This window comes from Bacillus sp. SORGH_AS_0510 (assembly GCF_030818775.1).
Taxonomy (GTDB): Bacteria; Bacillota; Bacilli; order Bacillales; family Cytobacillaceae; genus Neobacillus.
In genome coordinates this window covers 3,528,843-3,552,078 of sequence record NZ_JAUTAU010000001.1, presented here as the reverse complement: position 1 = coordinate 3,552,078, position 23,236 = coordinate 3,528,843, and the positions used below count along the sequence as shown (strand labels likewise).

The 23,236-nt window shown below is 38.6% G+C and carries 22 protein-coding genes; 20 read left to right on the top strand and 2 right to left on the bottom strand.

Annotation, left to right across the window (positions count from 1 at the left end; genetic code table 11):
* Positions 1 to 3: 3 nt before the first annotated feature.
* A complete protein-coding gene (locus QE429_RS18105; protein ID WP_307288976.1) occupies positions 4 to 1,716 on the bottom strand; it encodes an Rqc2 family fibronectin-binding protein in 1,713 nt (570 codons plus the stop codon).
* A 117-nt stretch (positions 1,717 to 1,833) separates the two neighbouring features.
* Between QE429_RS18105 and QE429_RS18100 the strand changes: the two genes are divergently transcribed.
* From QE429_RS18100 to spoVM, 17 genes are all read left to right on the top strand, one after another.
* Entirely contained in the window at positions 1,834 to 4,512 is a 2,679-nt protein-coding gene (locus QE429_RS18100; RefSeq protein ID WP_307288974.1) for a calcium-translocating P-type ATPase, SERCA-type, read from the top strand.
* Between the two features lie 98 nt (positions 4,513 to 4,610).
* A complete protein-coding gene (locus QE429_RS18095; RefSeq protein WP_307288972.1) occupies positions 4,611 to 5,486 on the top strand; it encodes a YicC/YloC family endoribonuclease in 876 nt (291 codons plus the stop codon).
* Between the two features lie 58 nt (positions 5,487 to 5,544).
* Positions 5,545 to 5,808 carry an extracellular matrix/biofilm regulator RemA gene (gene remA / locus QE429_RS18090; RefSeq protein ID WP_149869541.1) on the top strand — a complete coding sequence of 88 codons (264 nt, stop codon included), beginning with the start codon at positions 5,545 to 5,547 and terminating at the stop codon, positions 5,806 to 5,808.
* Positions 5,809 to 5,819: 11 nt separating this feature from the next.
* On the top strand, positions 5,820 to 6,434 hold the full coding sequence (gene gmk / locus QE429_RS18085) for a guanylate kinase (protein WP_307288971.1): 615 nt from the start codon (positions 5,820 to 5,822) through the stop codon (positions 6,432 to 6,434).
* A gap of 1 nt (position 6,435) precedes the next feature.
* The gene (gene rpoZ, locus QE429_RS18080) at positions 6,436 to 6,651 is read left to right on the top strand and encodes a DNA-directed RNA polymerase subunit omega (RefSeq protein WP_307288968.1); all 216 of its coding nucleotides are present in this window, start codon (positions 6,436 to 6,438) and stop codon (positions 6,649 to 6,651) included.
* A 197-nt stretch (positions 6,652 to 6,848) separates the two neighbouring features.
* Complete coding sequence (gene coaBC / locus QE429_RS18075; RefSeq protein WP_307290878.1) at positions 6,849 to 8,057, top strand: bifunctional phosphopantothenoylcysteine decarboxylase/phosphopantothenate--cysteine ligase CoaBC; 1,209 nt, start codon at positions 6,849 to 6,851, stop codon at positions 8,055 to 8,057.
* Positions 8,057 to 10,468 (top strand): primosomal protein N', encoded by a 2,412-nt coding sequence (priA, locus tag QE429_RS18070; protein ID WP_307288966.1) that lies wholly within the window; start codon positions 8,057 to 8,059, stop codon positions 10,466 to 10,468. The genes coaBC and priA overlap by 1 nt, the downstream gene beginning before the upstream one ends.
* A 56-nt stretch (positions 10,469 to 10,524) precedes the next feature.
* The gene (gene def, locus QE429_RS18065; RefSeq protein WP_307288965.1) at positions 10,525 to 11,010 is read left to right on the top strand and encodes a peptide deformylase; all 486 of its coding nucleotides are present in this window, start codon (positions 10,525 to 10,527) and stop codon (positions 11,008 to 11,010) included.
* On the top strand, positions 11,007 to 11,951 hold the full coding sequence (gene fmt, locus QE429_RS18060) for a methionyl-tRNA formyltransferase (RefSeq protein ID WP_307288963.1): 945 nt from the start codon (positions 11,007 to 11,009) through the stop codon (positions 11,949 to 11,951). Before def ends, fmt begins: the two co-directional genes overlap by 4 nt.
* A gap of 1 nt (position 11,952) precedes the next feature.
* Entirely contained in the window at positions 11,953 to 13,299 is a 1,347-nt protein-coding gene (gene rsmB, locus QE429_RS18055) for a 16S rRNA (cytosine(967)-C(5))-methyltransferase RsmB (protein WP_307288962.1), read from the top strand.
* Between the two features lie 33 nt (positions 13,300 to 13,332).
* Positions 13,333 to 14,424: a dual-specificity RNA methyltransferase RlmN gene (rlmN, locus tag QE429_RS18050; protein ID WP_307288961.1), complete on the top strand. Its 1,092-nt coding sequence runs from the start codon at positions 13,333 to 13,335 to the stop codon at positions 14,422 to 14,424.
* A gap of 4 nt (positions 14,425 to 14,428) precedes the next feature.
* Positions 14,429 to 15,181, top strand: a complete 753-nt coding sequence (locus tag QE429_RS18045; protein WP_307288960.1) for a Stp1/IreP family PP2C-type Ser/Thr phosphatase — start codon at positions 14,429 to 14,431, stop codon at positions 15,179 to 15,181.
* A complete protein-coding gene (gene pknB, locus QE429_RS18040) occupies positions 15,182 to 17,161 on the top strand; it encodes a Stk1 family PASTA domain-containing Ser/Thr kinase (protein ID WP_307288959.1) in 1,980 nt (659 codons plus the stop codon).
* A 104-nt stretch (positions 17,162 to 17,265) separates the two neighbouring features.
* On the top strand, positions 17,266 to 18,147 hold the full coding sequence (rsgA, locus tag QE429_RS18035; RefSeq protein WP_307288956.1) for a ribosome small subunit-dependent GTPase A: 882 nt from the start codon (positions 17,266 to 17,268) through the stop codon (positions 18,145 to 18,147).
* A gap of 1 nt (position 18,148) precedes the next feature.
* Entirely contained in the window at positions 18,149 to 18,793 is a 645-nt protein-coding gene (gene rpe / locus QE429_RS18030; RefSeq protein ID WP_307288954.1) for a ribulose-phosphate 3-epimerase, read from the top strand.
* Between the two features lie 60 nt (positions 18,794 to 18,853).
* Entirely contained in the window at positions 18,854 to 19,501 is a 648-nt protein-coding gene (locus QE429_RS18025) for a thiamine diphosphokinase (protein ID WP_307288952.1), read from the top strand.
* A gap of 103 nt (positions 19,502 to 19,604) precedes the next feature.
* A complete protein-coding gene (spoVM, locus tag QE429_RS18020) occupies positions 19,605 to 19,688 on the top strand; it encodes a stage V sporulation protein SpoVM (protein ID WP_035445740.1) in 84 nt (27 codons plus the stop codon).
* A 195-nt stretch (positions 19,689 to 19,883) separates the two neighbouring features.
* Here the strand turns inward: spoVM and rpmB are convergent, their stop codons facing one another.
* Positions 19,884 to 20,072 (bottom strand): 50S ribosomal protein L28, encoded by a 189-nt coding sequence (gene rpmB / locus QE429_RS18015; protein ID WP_149869555.1) that lies wholly within the window; start codon positions 20,070 to 20,072, stop codon positions 19,884 to 19,886.
* Positions 20,073 to 20,363: 291 nt separating this feature from the next.
* Between rpmB and QE429_RS18010 the strand changes: the two genes are divergently transcribed.
* The 3 genes from QE429_RS18010 (at position 20,364) to sdaAB (ending at position 23,220) form a co-directional block, all read left to right on the top strand.
* Positions 20,364 to 20,726, top strand: a complete 363-nt coding sequence (locus QE429_RS18010; protein ID WP_144548976.1) for an Asp23/Gls24 family envelope stress response protein — start codon at positions 20,364 to 20,366, stop codon at positions 20,724 to 20,726.
* A gap of 39 nt (positions 20,727 to 20,765) precedes the next feature.
* Positions 20,766 to 22,445: a DAK2 domain-containing protein gene (locus QE429_RS18005; RefSeq protein ID WP_307288948.1), complete on the top strand. Its 1,680-nt coding sequence runs from the start codon at positions 20,766 to 20,768 to the stop codon at positions 22,443 to 22,445.
* A gap of 112 nt (positions 22,446 to 22,557) precedes the next feature.
* A complete protein-coding gene (gene sdaAB, locus QE429_RS18000; protein ID WP_307288947.1) occupies positions 22,558 to 23,220 on the top strand; it encodes an L-serine ammonia-lyase, iron-sulfur-dependent subunit beta in 663 nt (220 codons plus the stop codon).
* Positions 23,221 to 23,236 lie beyond the last annotated feature (16 nt).

Below are 23,236 nucleotides of genomic sequence, written 5' to 3'. Positions count from 1 at the left end.
TTACTAGTTTTTCTTTAGTTTCAACACCATTTCTTCATCAGGGGTGACATATAGTGTCTGTTGGTTGTCATAGATGACAAAGCCTGGCTTTGCGCCGCTTGGTTTTTTAACATGGCGAACCTTTGTAAAATCAACCGGTACAGAGCTTGAATTGCGTGCTTTACTATAATAAGCGGCCAAAGTCGCAGCCTCTCGAAGGGTTTCCTCAGAAGGTTCCTTGCTGCGAATGACCACATGTGAACCAGGGATGTCCTTTGTATGAAGCCAAATTTCGTCTCTAGCAGCTAACTTATTGGTTAAATAATCATTCTGCTTATTGTTCTTCCCTACAATGATGTTTGTTCCATCAGAAGAGACAAAGTTGTCCAAAACTGGCTTAGTATTCTGGATTTTTTTGCCGTTCCTTTTCTTACGGTCACGGATATACCCACCTTCGACCAATTCCTCACGAATCTCTTGTAAATCCTTCGGAGAAGCCGCAATTACTTGCTGCAATAAATTATCAAAATAAGCCACTTCTTCCTGGGATTTTTCGATTTGCTCCTGGACAATGGCCACTGCATTCTTTGCTTTTTGATATTTAGAAAAATATTTTTGTGCATTTTCAGAAGGTGTTTTCCTTGGGTCTAGCGGGATCGCAATCATGCCACTGTTTTCATCATAATAATTAAGGACTTCAATTTCCTTCATCCCTTTTTTGGCTGCATAAAGGTTGGCCGTTAAGAGCTCACCATAACGCTGATATTGTTCTGCGCGTTCTGCCTCTTTTAACGTATCCTTTAGCTTTTCAATTTTCTTCTCATTCTTTTCCTTTTCATTGCTAATAAATCGTTCAATATCATTTCCCTGCTGCTTCACCCGGTCGCGTTCCGCTTTTCCGAAATAAAAACGGTCAAGCAATTCGCTAAGGCTCGGATAATTCTTAGTTTCTCCATTTAAATGCTCAAGTGGAAACAAATAAAATGCTTCCTTTCCACCTGTAGATATAATAGACGGAGAAATGTCACCAGATTCTACTCTTTTTATCAACCGAATAAAAGTTGAAGGCACAGTCGTACGATTCGCTAAACCGCTTTGATATAGAACTTCTTTAGCAAAAAGAGGGGAGGTACCAGCAAAATGCTCAACAAGCTGCCGGTCAATCTTGCCGGCATTAAAGTCAATCTTTCGTAAAATATCCTCTTCAACTGCTTTAAATGGGTTTGCTTTGTTTTGCTCCGGAGGGAAAACGTAAGGCTGTCCTGGTAAAATCGCTCGATGGCTGTTAACAGCAAACGAAACGTGCTTAATGCTATCCAGGATAACATTTCGTGTTTTATCTACTAAAACAATATTGCTATGCCTACCCATAATTTCAATGATTAATTGTTTATAGCTGATATCACCGATTTCATTTCGGCCTTTAATTTCAAAAATAATCATTCGATCGGTTTCAACTTGATATATATCCTCTAAAATATATCCCTCGATATGCTTCCTTAGCAGCATACAAAACATTGGCGGTTCACTTGGATTTTCATAGGCTTCGTTTGTTAATTGTACTCTTGCATAGCTTGGATGTGCAGAGAGGAGAAGCTTTTGATTCACACCATTTGCCCGGATTGTAAGAATGACTTCATTTTTATAAGGCTGATGTACTTTGTTTATTCGGCCGCCCTTTAAGGAGCGGGAAAGTTCATCAACCATTGCTTTTGTAAATAAACCATCAAATGACATTTGAAAACATCCTTTACACTTTCATATATGAATTAATTATATCATAGCATTTTTTTGGACGACCCTGAATAAGCTTTCCATAGAGCATGTCAATAAAGGGGGAAGTGAGATGGTCGGATGAAATTCCATGAAATGAAGATAGAACAAGTAGAAAAGGCCTTAGAAACCGACTTTTCTTCTGGATTATCACAGGAAGAAGTAAAAAAACGGATAGACCAGCACGGGCTAAATGAATTAGAAGAAGGAGAAAAGCAATCTGCTTTACTCTTATTTTTTAGCCAATTTAAAGATTTTATGGTCTTAGTACTTCTTGCGGCAACCTTGATATCTGGATTACTAGGCGAATATATCGATGCCATCGCTATTATCGCCATCGTCATTATAAATGGTTTCCTTGGTTTTTTCCAGGAGCGGCGAGCTGAGAAATCACTTCAGGCTCTTAAGGAATTATCCGCGCCGCAGGTTTCTGTTCTAAGAAACGGGAAATGGATAAAAATTCCTTCTAAAGAAATTGTCATCGGTGATATTTTAAAATTTAGCAGCGGAGATCGAATTGGCGCAGACGTCCGTGTCATCGAATCAAAAAGCTTGGAAATTGAGGAATCCGCCCTTACAGGTGAATCTGTTCCCGTTTCTAAACATATCGATAGCTTAGCCAATCCTAACCTTGGAATTGGTGATATGGAAAATATCGCTTTTATGGGGACAATGGTAACACGGGGGAGCGGGCTGGGAGTTGTCATCGGGACGGGTATGAAGACGGCCATGGGGCAAATCGCTGATTTACTCCAAAGTGCCGAGGCGCAGGATACTCCATTGCAGCGCCGTTTAGAGCAGTTAGGAAAAATACTAATTACCGTTGCATTATTATTGACCGTCTTAGTTGTAGCTGTCGGTGTTCTTCGTGGACATCAATTATATGAGATGTTTTTAGCAGGCGTTTCTTTAGCTGTTGCAGCTATCCCTGAAGGTCTTCCGGCAATTGTTACGGTAGCATTATCACTAGGTGTACAGAAGATGATCAGGCAAAAAGCCATTGTTAGGAAGTTACCAGCTGTCGAAACCCTTGGGTGCGCTTCCGTTATATGCTCTGATAAAACGGGAACAATGACTCAAAATAAAATGACTGTCACTCATTTATGGAGTGGTGGTCAGACTTGGACGGTAGACGGGGTTGGTTATCAGCCACAAGGTAATTTTTACCGTGAGGAGATAACGGTACAGCCTAAAGATGAGAAAGCCTTACAACAGATGCTGATTTTTGGAATGCTCTGTAACCATTCAGACTTAATCGTTAAGGATGATGAATTCACACTTGATGGTGATCCGACCGAAGGGGCCTTATTAGTAAGTGCGATGAAAGCGGGTTTTGAGCGACCAAAGTTATTAGATGAGTTTACCATTGTGAATGAGTTCCCGTTTGACTCTGCAAGAAAAATGATGAGTGTACACGTGAAAGATAAGCAAGGAAGGCATTTTATCATAACGAAGGGTGCCCCGGATGTAATTTTAGGAATTTGTGAAACAATCCTTTGGGATAGTAAAACGCAATATTTAAATAGAGAGACACAGGGTAAGGTTCAGGATGCCATTAATGGTTTAGCTTCACAAGCACTTCGGACTATTGCTATTGCTTTCAAACCGATATCAGCGAATACCGTTATTTTAAGTGAAAAAGAAGCAGAAAAACAATTAACTTTTATTGGTGTCCAAGGAATGATTGACCCGCCAAGACCTGAAGTAAAAGCTGCTGTGAAAGAGTGTAAAGAAGCGGGAATAAAAACGGTCATGATTACTGGAGATCATGTGATTACTGCAAAAGCGATTGCCTCTCAGCTTGGGATATTAACTAAGAAAAGTAAGGTGTTGGATGGCAAGGCACTCTCTGAGATGTCCGTTGAAGACCTTGAAGATATCGTTGATGATGTGTCTGTATTTGCGAGGGTTTCACCGGAGCATAAGCTGAAAATTGTAAAAGCGTTACAAAATAGGGGCCATATTGTAGCTATGACAGGCGATGGAGTAAACGATGCACCTGCAATTAAGGCTGCAGATATTGGTGTCTCCATGGGGATTACGGGTACTGATGTGGCCAAGGAAGCTTCGGCGCTTGTTTTACTCGACGATAATTTTGCTACCATAAAATCTGCTATTAAAGAGGGCAGGAATATATACGAAAATATTCGTAAATTTGTACGTTATTTACTCGCATCCAATGTTGGTGAAATATTAGTCATGTTGTTTGCTATGATCTTGGCTCTGCCGCTTCCGCTCGTACCAATTCAAATTCTTTGGGTTAATTTAGTTACGGATGGACTCCCTGCAATGGCACTTGGACTTGACCGTCCAGAGGAAAATGTAATGAAACGGAATCCGAGAAGCCCTAATGAAGGTGTGTTCTCACGTGGATTAGGCTGGAAGGTTGTATCAAGGGGATTCCTTATTGGGGTTGTCACTTTATTAGCATTTATGATTGCTTACGGTAATGACCCAAGTCAACTTCAATATGCACAAACAGTTGCCTTTGCTACGCTAGTTATGGCCCAACTTATACATGTATTTGATTGCCGCAGTGAAAAATCAGTACTGTCAAGAAATCCATTTGGAAATCAATATTTGGTTTGGGCTGTTATTTCTTCCTTATTATTAATGTTTGTTGTTATTTATTATCCACCGTTGCAGCCAATATTCCATACGCTACCGATTCTTGCGAAAGATTGGCTGATAATTGTAGGACTATCCTCTATTCCAACTTTTTTACTAGCAGGAACATTTTTATTAAGAAAAACAAAATAAAGTATGTTATAATCCAAAAGGTAATAGATGCCACTCTATTACCTTTTGTCTTTTTTAATAGAAAGCCGATCATTTCTTAAGGATTGGATGTGCACGTGATGGTTATAAGTATGACAGGCTTTGGAAGAGCGAAGACTGAATCGGAGTTTTTTTCTGTTAATGTAGAAGTAAAAACGGTTAATCACCGCTTTTGCGAAGTGAATATCAGAATGCCGAGGCAGTTATTAAAAATAGAAGATAAATTAAAAAAGAAACTAAACCAACATATTCGCCGTGGTCGAGTCGAGGTTTATGTAAGTGTAGAGGGTGAAGGAGTCGTTACCCGAAAGGTTCACGTGGATTGGAATTTAATTGATGAATATTATCAATTTATTAATGAAGCGCGAAGTAAATATAGTGTTGAAGGAACCATAACCATTCACGATTTACTTGGTCGAAGCGACCTTTTACATATCGAAGAAAGTGAAGTGGGCAACGAAGAGCTTGAAACTCTGGTTTTGACTGCTACCGAAGAGGCAGTTCAATTATTGTTACAAATGCGAATGGCAGAAGGAGAAGAAATAAAGAAAGACTTAATTGCCATTTTAGCACAATTAGAAAATGATGTTTTTGAGCTCCAAAAATATGCTCCCCTCGTTGTTCAATCTTTTAAGGAACGTCTAACGAAAAGAATGCAGGAATTCTTAAATGGACAATTGGACGAAACAAGAATTTTAACAGAGGTAGCTGTTTTTGCTGATAAAGCGGATATTAATGAAGAAATTACTCGATTAAAAAGCCATATTCAACAATTCTTACAAACGTTAAAAAGTAAAGAGCCGATTGGAAGAAAGCTTGATTTTCTTGTACAGGAAATGAACAGAGAGGCCAATACCATTGGTTCAAAAGCGAATGACTCAAACATAGCGAAACAAGTAGTAGAGATCAAGAGTTTGCTTGAAAAGCTTAAGGAACAGGTTCAAAATATCGAATAATTAGTTTAGAATCTGTTTGCCACGGTCAAAATATACTAACGATGATTGGATGATGACCATGTCGATTAAATTAATTAATATTGGATTTGGAAATATCGTTTCGGCCAATCGGATTATTTCAATTGTAAGCCCCGAATCTGCACCAATTAAAAGAATTATTCAAGATGCCCGCGACAGGGGGTCTTTGATTGATGCTACATACGGTAGACGTACTCGTGCGGTCATTGTCATGGATAGCGACCATGTGATACTGTCAGCTGTTCAGCCAGAGACGGTTGCTCATCGATTAACTGACCGTGATGAAACTATAGATGAAGGGTAGGATTATTACTAATGCAGGAAAAAGGATTGCTGATTGTACTTTCAGGGCCATCTGGTGTGGGAAAAGGAACGGTTCGAAAAGAAATTTTTTCTCATCCAGACACAGCCTTTGAATATTCTATTTCGATGACTACCCGCTTACCACGTGAGGGTGAAGTGGATGGTGTGGATTACTTTTTTAAGACTAGAGATGAGTTTGAAGCACTAATCGAACAAGGGAAATTGCTAGAATATGCTGAATTTGTAGGAAATTATTATGGTACCCCTGTTGATTATGTCCGTCAAACCTTAGATTCTGGTAAAGATGTTTTCTTAGAAATTGAAGTAAAAGGTGCCAGACAGGTTCGTGAAAAGTTTCCGGAAGGACTATTTATTTTCCTCATGCCGCCAAGCCTTTCCGAATTGAAAAATCGGATCGTTACGAGAGGAACGGAAACCGAAGATATTATTCATAATCGTTTACTCTCTGCTCGCGAAGAGATTGAAATGATGGAATTATACGATTATGTTGTTGAAAATGATCAAGTTGAACATGCATGTGAACGAATTAAAGCTATCGTCACTGCAGAACATTGTCGGAGAGAACGAGTAGAGCATCGCTATAAAAAATTATTGGAGGTTGAATAGAATGTTATATCCTTCTATCGATTCATTACTTGAAAAAATTGATTCAAAATACTCACTAGTTTCAGTTGCAGCTAAGCGTGCCCGCGTCATGTCCCAGGCTAGAGATGAAAGATTAGCGAAATATGTGTCTTATAAATATGTTGGTAAAGCACTAGAAGAAATTTATAGTGGAGAGCTTACCTACCGCATTGCAAAAAAAGAAACACCTGCTGAATAATCGATAACGGTAATAAACATGATTGAAGGCCTGACGAAAAAGGAAATTCCTTACGTGTCAGCCTTTTTTATTTGGCTCATATAAATAAAGTTGAAATTTGTCGACATGTAGTAGGAAAAACGTGAAAAATTGTTTCTATTCCAGCATAATAGAAGGAAAAGACAAATTGTACGGACGCGAAATGGGGGATTCCAATGATCATTAAAGATAAGAAAATATTATTATGTGTGACAGGTGGTATAGCTGTTTATAAAGCAGCAGCCTTGACAAGTAAGCTTGTTCAAGCTGGAGCACAGGTGAAAGTCATTTTAAGTGAATCTGCTGAAAAGTTTGTTACCTCATTAACCTTTCAGGCATTGTCCCGCAATGAAGTTTATACAAATACCTTTGAAGAAAAGAATCCTCAGGTGATTGCCCATATTGATTTGGCCGACTGGGCTGATTTAATTTTAGTTGCACCTGCTACAGCTAATACCATTGCAAAATTAGCCCAAGGGATCGCTGATAATATGATCACGACTACGTTGCTAGCAGCTACCGCACCTGTTTGGATTGCTCCTGCAATGAATGTACATATGTACGACCACCCCGCAGTAAAGAAAAATATTGGTACCTTAGCTGAGTATGGATATCAATTCATTGAACCAAGCGAAGGCTATCTTGCTTGTGGATATATTGGTAAAGGACGACTTGAGGAACCAGAAAAAATCGTAGAATTAGTACAAGCTTTTTTTAATAAGAAAGAATTAAAGTTAAAGGGAAAAACAGTATTAATAACTGCTGGACCCACACGCGAAAAAATAGATCCTGTACGCTATATTTCTAACCATTCTTCTGGAAAAATGGGTTATGCAATTGCTGAAGAAGCAAAAAAACAAGGTGCCCATGTTGTATTAGTATCCGGTCCAGTCCACTTACCTGCTCCAGCAGGAATAGAAGTGATTCGTATTGAGAGCGCTGAGGAAATGTATAATGCGGTGATGAACTACTATGACAGTGCCGATGTTGTAATCAAAACGGCTGCTGTCGCCGACTACCGCCCAAAAACAACCTTTGACCATAAAGTGAAGAAGCAGGAAGGTGACTCAAATATTGAGTTAGAAAGAACTAAAGATATTTTGTTCGAGTTAGGAAAAAGGAAGAAAAATCAGATACTGGTTGGGTTTGCGGCAGAGACCGATCATATTGAAGAATATGCTACGAAAAAATTGAACAGAAAAAATGCAGATATGATAGTTGCTAACAATGTCAAAATGGAAGGTGCTGGGTTTGGCACAGATACTAATATTGTGACACTCTTTAAGCGTTCCGGAATGGTTACTGAATTACCGATTATGTCTAAACAAGCGGTAGCGGAAAAGATTATTGGTGAAATTACTTCTCTTATTGAAGGATCTGGAAAATAATGAATATTGCAAGTGTTATTGTTGATGTTCCAACAAAACAGACGGATAAGACCTTCGATTATCTAATTCCGGAAGAATGGATAGGTACCATTCAGCCGGGAATGAGGGTCATTGTCCCTTTTGGACCGAGAAATATTCAAGGGTTTGTTACTCGGATTAAAGCGGAGTCGAGTTTTAAAAAGTTAAGAGCAATTACTGAGCCAATGGACCTTGAACCGGTGTTAAATCATGAATTATTAGAGCTTGGTGATTGGTTAACTGAAAATACGCTATGCTTTAAGATTTTTGCTTTTCAAGTAATGCTTCCTGCAGCCTTAAAGGCAAAGTATGAGAAGAAAGTAAAGTTGGCACCAGGTGTAAAAGTATCTGACCTTCCAATTGATCTTCAGGATTTGTTTAAGAAGGATGGAATCATACATTGGGAAGAGGCTCTTGCTGCTGGCATTGTACCTATTTTACAACGGGAGGCAGCAAAGCACACACTCGAAGTGATATACGAAGTAAAGGAACGAGTTCGAAAAAAACAATTAAAGTTTGTTCGCCCTCTCGTTTCTCTTGAGGAATTAATGGAAGAAAGCGATCGCTTACCAGCAAGAGCAGAAAAACAAAAACAAATATTACGCTATTTTGCGGATCATTTTCAGGCGGTGGAGTTAAGGCAGTTAACAGCTGATGTGAATACGGCATCAACTACCATTAAGGCGCTGGTTGACAAGGGGCTTTTAACCCAATTCGATATGGAAGTTTACCGAAATCCATTTGAGAATAGAACCTTTGAACGAACCAAACCATTACCTCTTACACATTCTCAGCAAACAGCCATTGGACCCATTCTAGCTTCCATTGAAAATCAACAACATGAAGTATTTCTTTTATACGGTGTAACTGGGAGCGGAAAAACAGAGATTTATCTGCAATCGATACAGGAGGTAATTGAGAAAGGAAAAGAAGCAATTGTGCTTGTTCCAGAAATCGCGCTCACACCTCAAATGGTAAATCGGTTTAAAGGCAGGTTTGGGGATTTAGTTGCGGTTTTGCACAGCGGATTATCTGCTGGTGAAAAATACGATGAATGGCGAAAAATTCAGCGTAAGGAAGTAAAAGTGGTCGTCGGAGCTCGTTCCGCTATTTTTGCTCCTTTTGAAAATTTAGGCATTATTATCATAGATGAAGAACACGAAACAAGCTATAAGCAGGAAGAAATGCCGCGTTATCATGCAAGAGATGTGGCCATTCAAAGGGCAAAGACTTATAACTGCCCAGTGGTCCTAGGTAGTGCCACCCCGTCACTTGAGTCTTTTGCAAGGGCTCAAAAGAATGTGTATCATCTATTGTCATTACCAAGTCGGATGAACAATCAAGCTCTTCCAGCTGTTGACATCATTGATATGCGTGAAGAACTTCGTGAAGGAAATCGCTCCATGTTTTCAAGAAAGCTTTTTGAAAAGCTGAAAGATCGGATCGAAAAGAAGCAGCAAGCTGTCCTATTTTTAAATAAGAGGGGGCATTCTTCGTTTGTCATGTGCCGTGATTGTGGATATGTCATGAATTGTCCGTACTGTGATATTTCTCTTACCTATCATCGTGTAAATGAACAAATGAAATGCCATTATTGCGGCTATGAAACTTATGTACCAAAGCATTGTCCCGAATGTTCTAGTGAATATATACGCTATTTTGGAACGGGGACACAAAAAGTGGAGGAAGAACTGGGGAAAGTTCTTCCGGAAGCAAGAATTATCCGAATGGACGTTGATACAACTGGAAGGAAAGGGGCACATGAAAAGCTCCTTAAGGATTTTCAAGAAGGGAAAGCTGATATTTTGTTAGGAACCCAAATGATTGCCAAGGGCCTTGATTTTCCTAATATCACTCTAGTAGGGGTTCTTTCAGCAGATACAATGCTGCACTTACCTGATTTTCGCGCCTCTGAGAAAACCTTTCAACTTTTAACCCAAGTCAGCGGCAGGGCTGGACGTCACCAGCTCCCTGGGGAGGTCATTATTCAAACCTATACCCCGGAGCACTACAGTGTGGAACTGGCTGGGACGCAGGATTATGATCTATTTTACCAACGAGAAATGATGATTCGGAAAACACATCATTACCCGCCCTTCTATTATCTCTCACTCATTACAATTAGTCATGAGCAGTTGATGACAGTAGTATCGGCTACAGAAAAGATAGTAAACTATGTTCGTTCTCAGTTGTCAAAGGAGGCGGTGGTTTTAGGACCTGCAGCTTCTCCAATCCCTAGGATAAATAATAGATATCGCTATCAATGTTTGATAAAATACAAGCGGGAACCGAACATGACAAAAACATTAAAAACAATTCTTGATCAATATCAATTAGATACAAAAAGTGGTTTACAGGTTTCTATTGATGTTAACCCGTTTATCTTGATGTAATCTGGGTGAAAATAATAAAAAAGAATGCCTCGAGCAGGCATAACGGAGGAAATAATTTGGCAGTAAGAAAAGTGGTTATTCATCCGGCAGAGATTCTCGAGCAGAATTGTGAGCCAGTGGTGAAATTTGATAAGAAGCTTGCAAAAATACTAGATGATATGTATGACACTATGATTGAATATGACGGAGTGGGCCTTGCCGCTCCGCAAATCGGACTAAATGCACGAATCGCTATAGTGGATATCGATGATGAATTAGGTACGATTGAAATGATTAATCCTAGAATTTTAGAGACTTCAGGAGAGCAGACCGGCCCAGAAGGCTGTTTAAGTTTCCCGGGATTATTTGGAGAGGTTACACGACCTAATTTTGTTAAGATCGAAGCGTTTGATCGAAAAGGAAGAAAATATATTTTAGAAGCAGAAGAGTTCTTGGCTAGAGCCATTCAGCATGAAATGGATCATCTAGACGGAGTCTTATTTACATCAAAGGTAATTAGTTACATTGAGGAAGATGAGTTAAAAGGAGTAGAAAGTGAATGACGAAAATTGTATTTATGGGTACCCCGGATTTTTCCGTACCTGTTCTTCAAAAAATTATTGAGGACGGCTATGAGGTCATAGGTGTAGTTACTCAACCTGACCGGCCAGTAGGAAGAAAAAAGGTGTTGACCCCACCTCCGGTTAAAGTGGAAGCCATGAAGCATGGTATCCCCGTCTTTCAACCAGAAAAGATCCGTCAAGAAGAAGAGCTTAATAAAATCCTTTCCTTAAAGCCGGATTTAATTGTGACAGCTGCCTTTGGTCAAATTTTACCTAAAAAGCTGTTAGAAGCTCCTAAATACGGCTGCATAAATGTCCATGCATCCCTGTTGCCAGAGCTTCGCGGCGGCGCCCCAATCCACTACGCTATTATTCAAGGGAAAAAGAAAACCGGTGTTACAATCATGTATATGGTAGAAAAATTAGACGCAGGTGATATGTTAACGAGTGTAGAGGTTTCAATTACGGAAGAGGACAATGTAGGTACTCTTCATGATAAGCTGAGTGCTGCCGGTTCAAAATTGTTATCTGAGACATTGCCACTTCTATTAGCAGGCAAGCTTACTCCTCAGCCTCAAAATGAGGAACTGGCTACATTTGCAGCAAATATAAAGCGTGAACAGGAGAAAATTGACTGGTCAAAAACCGGGGAACAAATTTATAACCATATTCGTGGTTTAAACCCTTGGCCTGTTGCTTTTACAACGATGGACAGTCAAATTTTAAAAATCTGGCGTTCCCAAAAGGTTACTGAAACTAATAATCATGAACCAGGAACGATTGTAAAAATTGAATCTGATGGTTTTGTAGTTAGTACAGGTAATGAAACAGCCATTAAAATCATTGAACTTCAGCCTTCAGGTAAAACTAAAATGATGACTGAGCAATTTTTACGCGGTGCCGGTTCAAAAATTTCAGTAGGCAGTAAGCTAGGAGAATAACATGACATCGAAGAAAAAAAATGTACGTGAAATTGCGTTGGACCTTTTAACAACCATAGAGAAAAACCAATCTTATAGTAATTTACTCCTGAATACAACGATTGAAAAAAATGAGTTATCGGCAAAAGATGTAGGGTTGCTTACTGAATTAACATATGGAACCTTACAAAGAAAAATGGCTTTGGACTTCTACTTAAAACCGTTTATCAAGGATAATAAAAAACTTGCTGATTGGATTCATCATTTACTTAGGCTAACGCTCTATCAAATGGTGTACCTTGATCGGATTCCTGATCGGGCAGCCATTTATGAAGCAGTAGATATCGCGAAAAAAAGAGGGCATAAAGGGATTGCCAGTTTAGTAAATGGTGTTTTACGAAGTATACAGAGAGAAGGGTTACCTTCTATCCTTGAAATCTCAGATCCTAACACAAGATTAGCAATGGAAACGAGTCATCCAGAATGGCTCGTAACTAGATGGGTAAACCAATTTGGCTATGAAAAAACGAAAGAAATGTGTGAGATCAATTTAACAGCACCTCTGCAAACAGCAAGAGTAAATTTAACAAAAATATCGAGAGATGAATGTGTGGCAATTCTAGAAGAGGAAGGCTTCCAAATTGAAAAAAGCCCAATTATACCTGAAGCGATTAGATGCTTAAAGGGGAACCTGGCATCAACCATTCCTTTTAATTATGGTTTGTTTACTATCCAAGATGAAAGTTCCATGCTTGCCACCTATGCATTAGGGGTACAGCCAAATGAGTTTGTCCTTGATGCTTGTGCAGCACCTGGTGGAAAGAGCACACATATTGCTGAGAAAATGAACAATACAGGTGAAGTGATTTCTGTCGACCTCCATCAGCATAAAGTAAGATTAATTAATGATAACGCCCGCCGTTTAGGATTAGAAAATATTAAAACAAGTGTCTCAGATTCTAGGCATTTACAGGATAAGTTCAAAAATGTGCAGTTTGATCGGATTCTTCTTGATGCTCCTTGCTCTGGTTTAGGAGTGATGCGACGAAAGCCGGATATGAAATATACAAAGACAGAAAAGGATCTTGAGCGACTAAGTGAGATTCAGCAAGATTTGTTGAAATCTGTCACTCCTTTATTAAAAAAAGGTGGCACGCTTGTCTATAGTACATGTACAGTAGATAAAGAGGAAAATGAAAATACTGTAAAAAGATTCTTAGAAGCCAATCTGGATTTTGTACCAGACCACTCCTTTAAGGAACGGATGCCAGAGGCTGTTCAACCATTCATAACAGGATATGATCTGCAAGTTTTTCCACAGGATTTTGGCTCAGACGGTTTTTATATAGCGGTGTTAAAAAAAGTATAATTAAGTTAGATAATTGAAAGAAGGTGTCAACAGTTGGAACAAATTAATACAACTGAGAAGAAAGCAACACTAGAAAATAAACTACCCTCCATCTATTCTTTGGAGCTTCATAAATTAAAGGAATGGTTGTCCGAGAATGGAGAAAAGCCATTCCGTGCAGAGCAAATTTTTGATTGGCTCTATAAGAAAAGGGTTACTACCTTTGAAGATATGAGTAACCTACCTAAGGGGTTAAGAGATAAATTATCTGAGCACTTTCAAATTACAACATTAAATACGGTAATCCAACAGACTTCTTCAGATGGAACAATTAAGTTTTTATTCGAACTTCACGATGGGTATTCGATTGAAACTGTACTTATGCGCCATGATTATGGTAACTCCGTATGTGTTACAACTCAGGTTGGCTGTCGAATTGGCTGTACTTTCTGTGCATCCACACTAGGTGGATTGAAACGCCATCTTGAAGCCGGTGAAATCGTTGCTCAAGTAGTGAAGGTACAACAGGCACTTGATGAAACAGATGAGCGTGTTAGTTCAGTGGTCATTATGGGAATTGGTGAACCTTTTGATAACTATGATAATATGATGTCATTTCTAAAAATAATCAATCACGAACAATCATTAAATATCGGTGCAAGACATATCACCGTTTCTACAAGCGGTATTGTTCCAAAAATTTATAAGTTTGCCGATGAGGATATGCAAATTAATTTTGCAATTTCCCTTCATGCTCCAAATACAGAATTAAGATCAAGATTAATGCCCATCAATAAAGCTTATAAACTTGATGACTTAATGGAAGCAGTACGGTATTATATCGATAAGACAGGACGAAGAATCAGCTTTGAATATGGTCTTTTTGGAGGAGTAAACGATTCAACAGAGCATGCAGAAGAATTAGCAACTCTTTTAAAAGGACTTAAGTGCCATGTGAATCTAATTCCAGTTAACTATGTCCCAGAACGGGATTATGTGCGAACGCCAAGAGACAAAATTTTTGCTTTTGAAAAGACACTTAAAAATCGTGGTATTAATGTGACTATTCGCCGAGAGCAGGGGTCAGATATTGCTGCAGCATGTGGACAACTTCGTGCAAAGGAGCGAAAAGAGGAGACGAGGTAAATATATGAAATCAGTTTTCATGACAGATCGTGGGAAAGTACGTCTTCATAATGAAGATGCTGGTGGAGTATTTGTAAACCTGGATGGTGACCGCCTTGCCATTGTTGCAGATGGGATGGGGGGTCACCGTGCTGGTGATGTGGCTAGTGAAATGACCATTACACAACTAAAAATTGAATGGGAAGCTTCCATAGGGATTTCAACAGCTGATGAAGCAGAGAAATGGTTGAAGGAACAAATAACCAAGGTTAATAATCTACTATTTGACCATGCCACAAATAACCCTGAATGTGATGGAATGGGTACAACTATTGTTGCGGCTATCGCCACTGATCGCTTTGCGACCATGGCTCACATCGGAGACAGCCGTGGCTATATCTCTAATGAATCCGGGTTTAAACAGATTACAGAGGACCATTCTCTTGTTAATGAGCTTGTAAGATCAGGACAAATTTCAAAAGAAGATGCAGAACATCATCCCCGAAAAAATGTTCTACTCCGAGCTTTAGGAACTGAAAAAGCGGTTGAGATGGACATTAAAACCATTATGTTTGAAGAGGGAGATATGATCCTCTTATGTTCAGATGGTCTATCAAATAAAGTGAACGAAAAAGAGATGTTAGACATCTTATTAAATGAAGATCATTTAGAACAAAAAGCAGAGTCACTTATCTCGCTAGCGAACAATTACGGTGGAGAAGATAACATTACACTTGTTATAGTAGAGTTTAGTGATGTCAGCGAGGTTGATGCATAAATGATGATTGGGAAAAGATTAAGCGGACGCTATAAAATCTTGGATATGGTTGGCGGAGGAGGCATGGCTAATGTTTATTTAGCACATGATATGATCCTTGATCGAGACGTAGCCGTTAAAATGCTTCGCCTTGACTTTGCCAATGATGAGGAATTTATCCGCAGGTTCCGTAGGGAAGCTCAATCAGCAACAAGTCTGGCACACCCTAACATTGTCAATATCTATGATGTGGGTGAGGAAAACGATCTTTATTATATTGTGATGGAATATGTGGATGGGCAGACACTTAAACAATACATACAGCAAAATTCTCCCTTAAAAGTTGAGGATGCCATTGGAATAATGAGACAGCTTACCTCAGCTATATCCCATGCACATCAAAATCATATCATTCACCGTGATATAAAACCGCATAATATATTGATTGACCATAATGGGAATGTGAAAGTCACTGATTTTGGTATTGCGATGGCCTTGAGTGCAACAAGCATTACACAGACGAACTCAGTGCTAGGGTCTGTTCATTATTTATCCCCAGAGCAAGCACGTGGTGGAATGGCAAATAGAAAATCAGATATTTATTCCCTAGGAATAGTCATGTTTGAATTGCTGACTGGCCGACTTCCATTCTCAGGAGAATCTGCCGTATCCATTGCGTTAAAGCATCTTCAATCGGAAACTCCTTCCGTTAGAAGGTGGAATTCAAGCATACCACAAAGTGTTGAAAACATCGTTCTAAAGGCAACTGCCAAAGATTCCTCTCATCGCTATAATAGTGTGGAGGAAATGGAAGAAGATCTTCGAACGGCTCTTGATCCAGAAAGGGTAAATGAAGCAAAGTTTATTATACCGATAGATGATGACGCAACCAAGGCGATTCCAGTTATTACGAATGACAAACCGCTTAAGAATCTAGATGAAACCTTAATCCATAGTAATGAAAAGCCTGTTATTCCTTCAAAAGATTCGGTCCAAAAAGAAAATACGGGCAAGAAAAAACGCAAAAAATGGCCGGTAATATTAATATCTACTTTTCTTGTACTTGCCATTCTTGGATTATTAGGATTTACTTTTTTACCTGGGTTGTTATCTGCCAAAGATGTTAAAATACCAGACGTTAGTGGCTTGGAATTAGATGAAGCAATCTCTAAACTTAAGATTAGCGGAATAGAAGTTGACAAAAAAATTGAAATAACAGATGAAAATATTGAGAAAGGTAAAGTGGTTAAGACCGATCCGGAAAGTGGAACGACAGTAAAAGAAAATTCAAAAATTAACCTTTACATTAGTACAGGGAAAGAGAAATTTGAACTATCTAATTATGTTGGGCGACAGTATGAAGATGTTATTCGTTTGCTTGATAATTATAATTTCAAAGATATTAGAAAAATTGATAAAAACGATGACAGTGAGCCGGGAACAATATTGAGCCAAGATCCACCTAGTGGAGAAAAAGTTGTACCTGAGGATACGGTGCTGGAATTTGAAATAAGTAAGGGACCAGAAAAAATTGTACTAAAGGATTTAACACAATACAATTTAAAAGGAGCACAAGACTATGCCTCTTTAGTAGGACTAACCCTTGATGCTTCCCAAGAAAAATATGATGACAATATAGCTGCAGGTATGGTTATTAGTCAATCACCAGAACCAGGCACTGAGTTGAAAAAGGGAGATAAAGTGACGGTTGTTATTTCGAAAGGAAAAGAAGATAAACCGCCAAAAGAGGTCATCATTGATTTAGACATCCCATTCGAACCAGCAGTTCCAGGAGAACCTGGTCAGAAGCAGTTAGTTAATATTCTTATAGAGGATATGACTCATAGTATGACTGAACCTGCTGAGACCTTCTATATAACGGAGAACACCAAAAAGCAAATTAAATTAATTATTCCATATGGGAAGAAAGCTGGCTACAAAGTCATTCGCGATTCTAAGGTAATTATTGATGAAAATAAAAACTATTCAGATGTAGAATAGATTTGCCATTTTATTTTACAACTGAATAAAAACTTGTACGCTCGTACAGATTTTAAAGGGAAGCCAAACGTTTTGTTTAGAATTAGGGGGCAAGGAGTGTAGCTATGCCTGAAGGGAAAATTGTCAAAGCTTTAAGTGGTTTTTATTATGTTCTTCAGAATGATAGTCTAATTCAATGTAGGGGAAGAGGCGTCTTTCGAAAAAACAAAATTACTCCTCTCGTAGGCGATGAAGTTGTTTTTCAAGCCGAGAATGATTTAGAAGGATACATTCTAGAAGTTAAAGAGCGAAAAAATGAGTTAATACGTCCGCCCATTGCCAATGTAGATCAAGCTATTCTCGTTTTTTCTGCCGTCGAACCTGACTTTAGTACGGTACTTTTGGACCGATTCCTTGTCTTAGTAGAGTATAATCATATCGAGCCGCTTATCTGTATTACCAAAATGGATCTAACAAATGAAGACCAAAAACAGATGATATCGTTATACGCGGAACAATACAGGAAGGCAGGCTACGAAGTCATTCTTACTTCATCAGAAACGGAAATGGGAATTGAGTTATTAAGTCCACATGTGGAAAATAAAATTTCTGTTTTTGCTGGGCAATCGGGGGTAGGAAAATCCTCTTTATTAAATGTACTAAGACCTGATCTTGAACTGAAAACAAATGATATTTCCTCCCATCTTGGAAGAGGTAAGCATACTACAAGACACGTAGAGCTGATTCAAGTTGGAAATGGTCTCATTGCAGATACACCAGGATTTAGCTCGTTAGAATTTACCAATATTGAAGCAGAAGAGTTAACATTTTGTTTTCCAGAAATACAGAGAGCAAGTGAAAGTTGTAAGTTTCGAGGCTGTTTGCATGTAACTGAGCCCAAATGTGCTGTAAAGTCTGAAGTAGAATCAGGGGAAATTCCAGACTACCGGTATCAACACTATGCTGATTTCCTACAAGAAATAAAAGATAGAAAGCCGAGGTACTAATATGGTTAAAATCGCACCCTCCATTCTTTCAGCCGACTTTTCTAAGTTAGGGGAAGAAGTAAAATCTGTTGATCAAGGAGGAGCAGACTACATTCATATTGATGTGATGGATGGTCATTTTGTACCAAATATTACTATCGGTCCACTAATTGTGGAGGCTATTCGCCCAGTTACTAAACTGCCGCTTGATGTCCATCTTATGATTGAAAATCCTGATCAGTATATCGAAGCGTTTGCTAAAGCGGGGGCTGACTATATTACTGTTCATGTGGAGGCCTGTCGTCATCTCCACAGGACCATTCAAAGTATTAAATCGTTTGGAATCAAAGCGGGAGTGGTGTTAAACCCAGCTACTCCAGTAGAATCTATCCAACACATTATAGGTGATATTGATATGGTCCTATTAATGTCGGTTAACCCCGGGTTTGGTGGTCAAAAATTTATTCCAGAGGTTCTTCCGAAAATTAGAAAAGTAAAAGAGTTAGCAGAGCAAAAAGGGGCAGAAATTGAAATTGAAATTGATGGCGGTGTTAATCCTGAGACAGCAAAAGATTGCATCGAAGCAGGTGCGACAGTATTAGTAGCAGGATCGGCCGTCTATAATCAACCTGATTATGCACAAGCTATTTCAATGTTAAGAAGTTAAATTGAAGAGGTTGACTCAGTCAGCCTCTTTCGTATTAATAAAGGAGAGAGAATTTAGTTTATGGTCATTAATATTCTTGCTGGTGGTCCCGAGGAACTTCTTCCTGATTTATCAGAGTATAACGAGGAGAACAGTATTTGGGTAGGTGTAGACCGTGGTGTTTATCATTTACTTAACAGAGACATTCACCCAACAATTGCTTTTGGTGATTTCGACTCCGTTTCACAGGAAGAATGGAAATTTATCAAAGAGCAGGTTTCGGAACTTAAGCAATTTAAACCGGAAAAAGACGAAACTGATATGGAACTAGCTCTCAATTGGGCATTAGAACAGAATTCAGATACGATTAGACTATTCGGAGCAACTGGTGGGAGGCTGGATCATTTATTAGCAAATGTGCATCTTTTACTAAACCCATTGAAAACAAAAAGTTCCGTACATGTAACCTTGATTGACCGCTATAACATGATATTTTTAAAGAAACCTGGACACTATACCATTGAAAAAAGGCATAGTGAAAAATACATTTCATTTATTCCATTAACCCTTGATGTAACTGATCTCACACTCGAAGGCTTCAAATTCCCATTGAAAAAACGGCATATTTCACTCGGATCTACACTATGTATTAGTAATGAACTTATTAGTGATTATGGTACTTTTTCATTTTCCGAAGGCATATTAATAGTGATAAGAAGTCACGATTAATAGGCATAACTATTAGGTACTGATTTCGTTCGTTAGAATAAACTGTTAGGGCGTACGAAAAAAGTTAGATTAAATAAGCTGGGGAGATTTGAGGAGGGACAGTATGAAATTTTATACGATTAAACTGCCAAAATTTTTAGGCGGACTTGTCCGAGCGATGATTGGGGCATTTAAAAAGAATGAATAGAAATATATAAATGGAGATGTGTAATACCGATCTAATTCATACCTTTTTTTGGCACCCAATTCGTTTGGGTGCTTTTTATTTTCTTGCATTGGGGATAATAAACAAGTGGAATGCATTTGTGCTTTTTTGTTCAAAAATAATTCCGGCACAGACAAAAAGAAAGAGCATCCTAATATAGGATGCTCTGGTCCTTTATTATACGCGTTCTACTTTACCAGCTCTTAACGCTCTTGCAGAAACCCAAACACGCTTAGGCTTTCCATCAACAAGAATACGTACTTTTTGTAGGTTAGCACCCCATGTACGCTTGTTAGCGTTCATAGCGTGTGAACGTGCGTTACCAGTTGTTGTTTTCTTTCCAGTTACTACACATTTACGTGGCATAATGATTTCCCTCCTTAACTACCAAAAGCTTTATACAGCTATCTTTTAGATGCTCATCTGGATATAGAAAATTGACTAACCAAATTTTCTAGTCTTGAGATACCTTAATAATTTATCACACAACCCATTTGAATGCAATAGTTGTGTGCAAACCTTTCAAGAAAAAAACCTTGACATACTTGCTAATTAAATGCTCTTATATTAAACAGGCAAGTATGACTTTCAATATTGCATTGACTATAGTAAAATGACTGTAGTCAAGGAGCAATTTTTCCAAAGGGGGAACGATTCATGTCCATCGAATTAAAAACTAAGTACGGACAAATTGATATTTCAAACGAAGTAATCGCTACCATTGCCGGAGGAGCAGCTATCGAATGCTATGGTATCGTCGGTATGGCCTCTAAAAATCAAATTAAAGATGGGATTACGGAAATACTACGAAAAGAAAACTTTACTCGGGGCGTAATTGTACGCCAGGAAAATGAGGCATTACATATTGATATGTACATTATTGTTAGCTATGGAACGAAGATTTCCGAAATTGCCCACAACGTGCAATCAAAGGTTAAATACACCCTCGATAAGACAGTTGGACTTGCCGTTGACTCGGTAAATATTTACGTTCAGGGAGTTCGTGTGACGAATCCATAAGGTGAGTTTTGCGAACCGCAAGTAGAGGAGGAAAATTTTGTGTCAATAACAGCATTAGATGGAAAACGTTTTGCCGAAATGGTAATTCAAGGTGCAAATCATTTGGCTGCCAACGCTAAAATGGTTGATGCGTTGAACGTTTTTCCTGTGCCCGACGGTGATACCGGAACAAATATGAACTTATCAATGACCTCCGGGGCAAAAGAAGTAAGAAATAATGTCCAGGAACATATTGGTAAAGTCGGGGTGTCCCTATCAAAAGGATTACTTATGGGGGCACGAGGAAATTCCGGTGTCATTCTTTCCCAATTATTCCGTGGCTTTTCTAAAGCAGTGGAAGGTAAAGCTGAGATTTCTGCTAATGATTTTGCACTAGCATTAGATGCAGGTGTTGAAACTGCTTATAAAGCGGTAATGAAGCCTGTAGAAGGAACAATCCTAACAGTTGCAAAGGATTCAGCTAAGAAGGGTGTTCTAACTGCCCAAAAGTCCAACGATATTGTTGTAATTATGGAAGAAGTGGTAAAAGAGGCAAAGGCATCTCTAAAACGTACGCCTGATCTACTTCCGGTATTAAAAGAAGTTGGTGTAGTAGATAGTGGTGGGCAAGGACTTGTATTCGTATATGAAGGATTCCTTGCAGTTCTAAAAGGTGAAAAGCTTCCAGAATCACCTATTACCCCTTCAATGGATGAAATGGTTAACGCTGAACATCATAAAAGTGTTCAGAGCCATATGAATACAGAAGATATTGAGTTTGGCTATTGTACAGAATTCATGGTTAGATTTGAAGCGGATAAGGTGTCCAAGCATCCATTTGATGAAGGTGGATTCCGTAACGATTTAAGCCAACTAGGTGATTCTTTATTAGTAATAGCAGATGAAGATGTGGTAAAGGTCCATATCCATTCAGAGCAGCCTGGTGAAGTGTTAACCTACGGTCAAAAGTATGGAAATTTAATTAATATGAAGATTGAAAACATGCGTCAGCAACATTCGAATATTGTTGGTGATACCCCTACAGCATTAGGTACTACCCTTCCGAAAGCTTCAAAGGAACTTCAAGAATACGGGATTGTTACTGTTTCTATGGGTTCTGGAATTGCGGAGTTATTTAAAAGTATTGGTGCTCATGCGGTTATTGAAGGCGGTCAAACGATGAACCCAAGTACGGAAGATATCGTGAAGGCTGTTAAGGAAGTAAATGCCAAAAAAGTATTCATCTTACCGAATAACAAAAATATTATCATGGCCGCTCAACAGGCTGCAGATGTATCCGAGGAAGAAATTTATGTGATTCCATCTAAAACCGTTCCTCAAGGATTATCAGCGCTATTAGTGTTCAATCCATCAGCGGATGTGAAGGCTAATGAGTCAGCAATGATGGATGCCTTGCAACATGTTAAATCAGGACAAATTACATTTGCTGTCCGTGATACTCAAATTGATGGTTTAGAAATTGAAAAAAATGATTTCATGGGTATTGCAGAAGGTAAAATTGTTGTAAAGAACAAAAACAAAATAAATGCTGCACAAGATCTTCTTTCACAAATGCTAGATGAGGATTCGGAAATTTTAACCATTATCTATGGTGAAGATGTTTCGGAGGAAGAAGTATCCAGTCTTAGAGAATTTGTGGAAGAAAACTATGAAGACGTTGAAATAGAAGTTCATAATGGTGGTCAGCCATTATATTCTTTTATCTTTTCAATTGAATAAGGAACAGCTAAAATAGAAGGGGTTACCCTTCTATTTTTTGTTATAAAAAGTTTCTTTTATTAAATTATAGAATTCAGTTAGAGATAGATTACGGCAAAGGGAGAGAATGCATGTGAAATATAGAAGTGTGTTCGATATTATAGGTCCAGTAATGATAGGTCCATCCAGTTCACATACCGCAGGAGCAGCAAGAATTGGTCGTGTAGCAAGAAGCTTATTTGGAAGAGAGCCAAAATGGGCTAACATTTCATTTTATGGCTCTTTTGCACAAACCTATAAGGGTCATGGGACAGATGTAGCGATTGTTGGTGGGTTATTAGATTTCGATACAGATGATAAAAGAATTATTAAATCCATCGATATCGCTAAGGAAAAAGGCATGAAATTACGTTTTATTGAAGAAGATGCAGTGACGGACCATCCAAATACAGCTAGGGTTTTTATTGGTGATCATGATGGAGAACTTGAGTTGGTGGGAATTTCGATAGGCGGAGGGAAAATTGAGATTACAGAGCTTAACGGTTTTGAATTAAAATTATCAGGGAACCATCCTGCGATACTTGTAGTTCATAATGACCGTTTTGGTGCCATTGCGGCTGTTTCCAACACTCTTGCTAAGTATGAAATTAATATTGGTCATATGGAGGTTTCACGAAAAGAAAAAGGGAAGCTTGCACTAATGACCATTGAAGTAGATCAAAATATTAATGATAGCATTTTACTAGAGCTTGAACAGCTTCCGAATATTTTAAAAGTAACTAAAATTGTAGATTAAACAGCTAGAAGGAGGA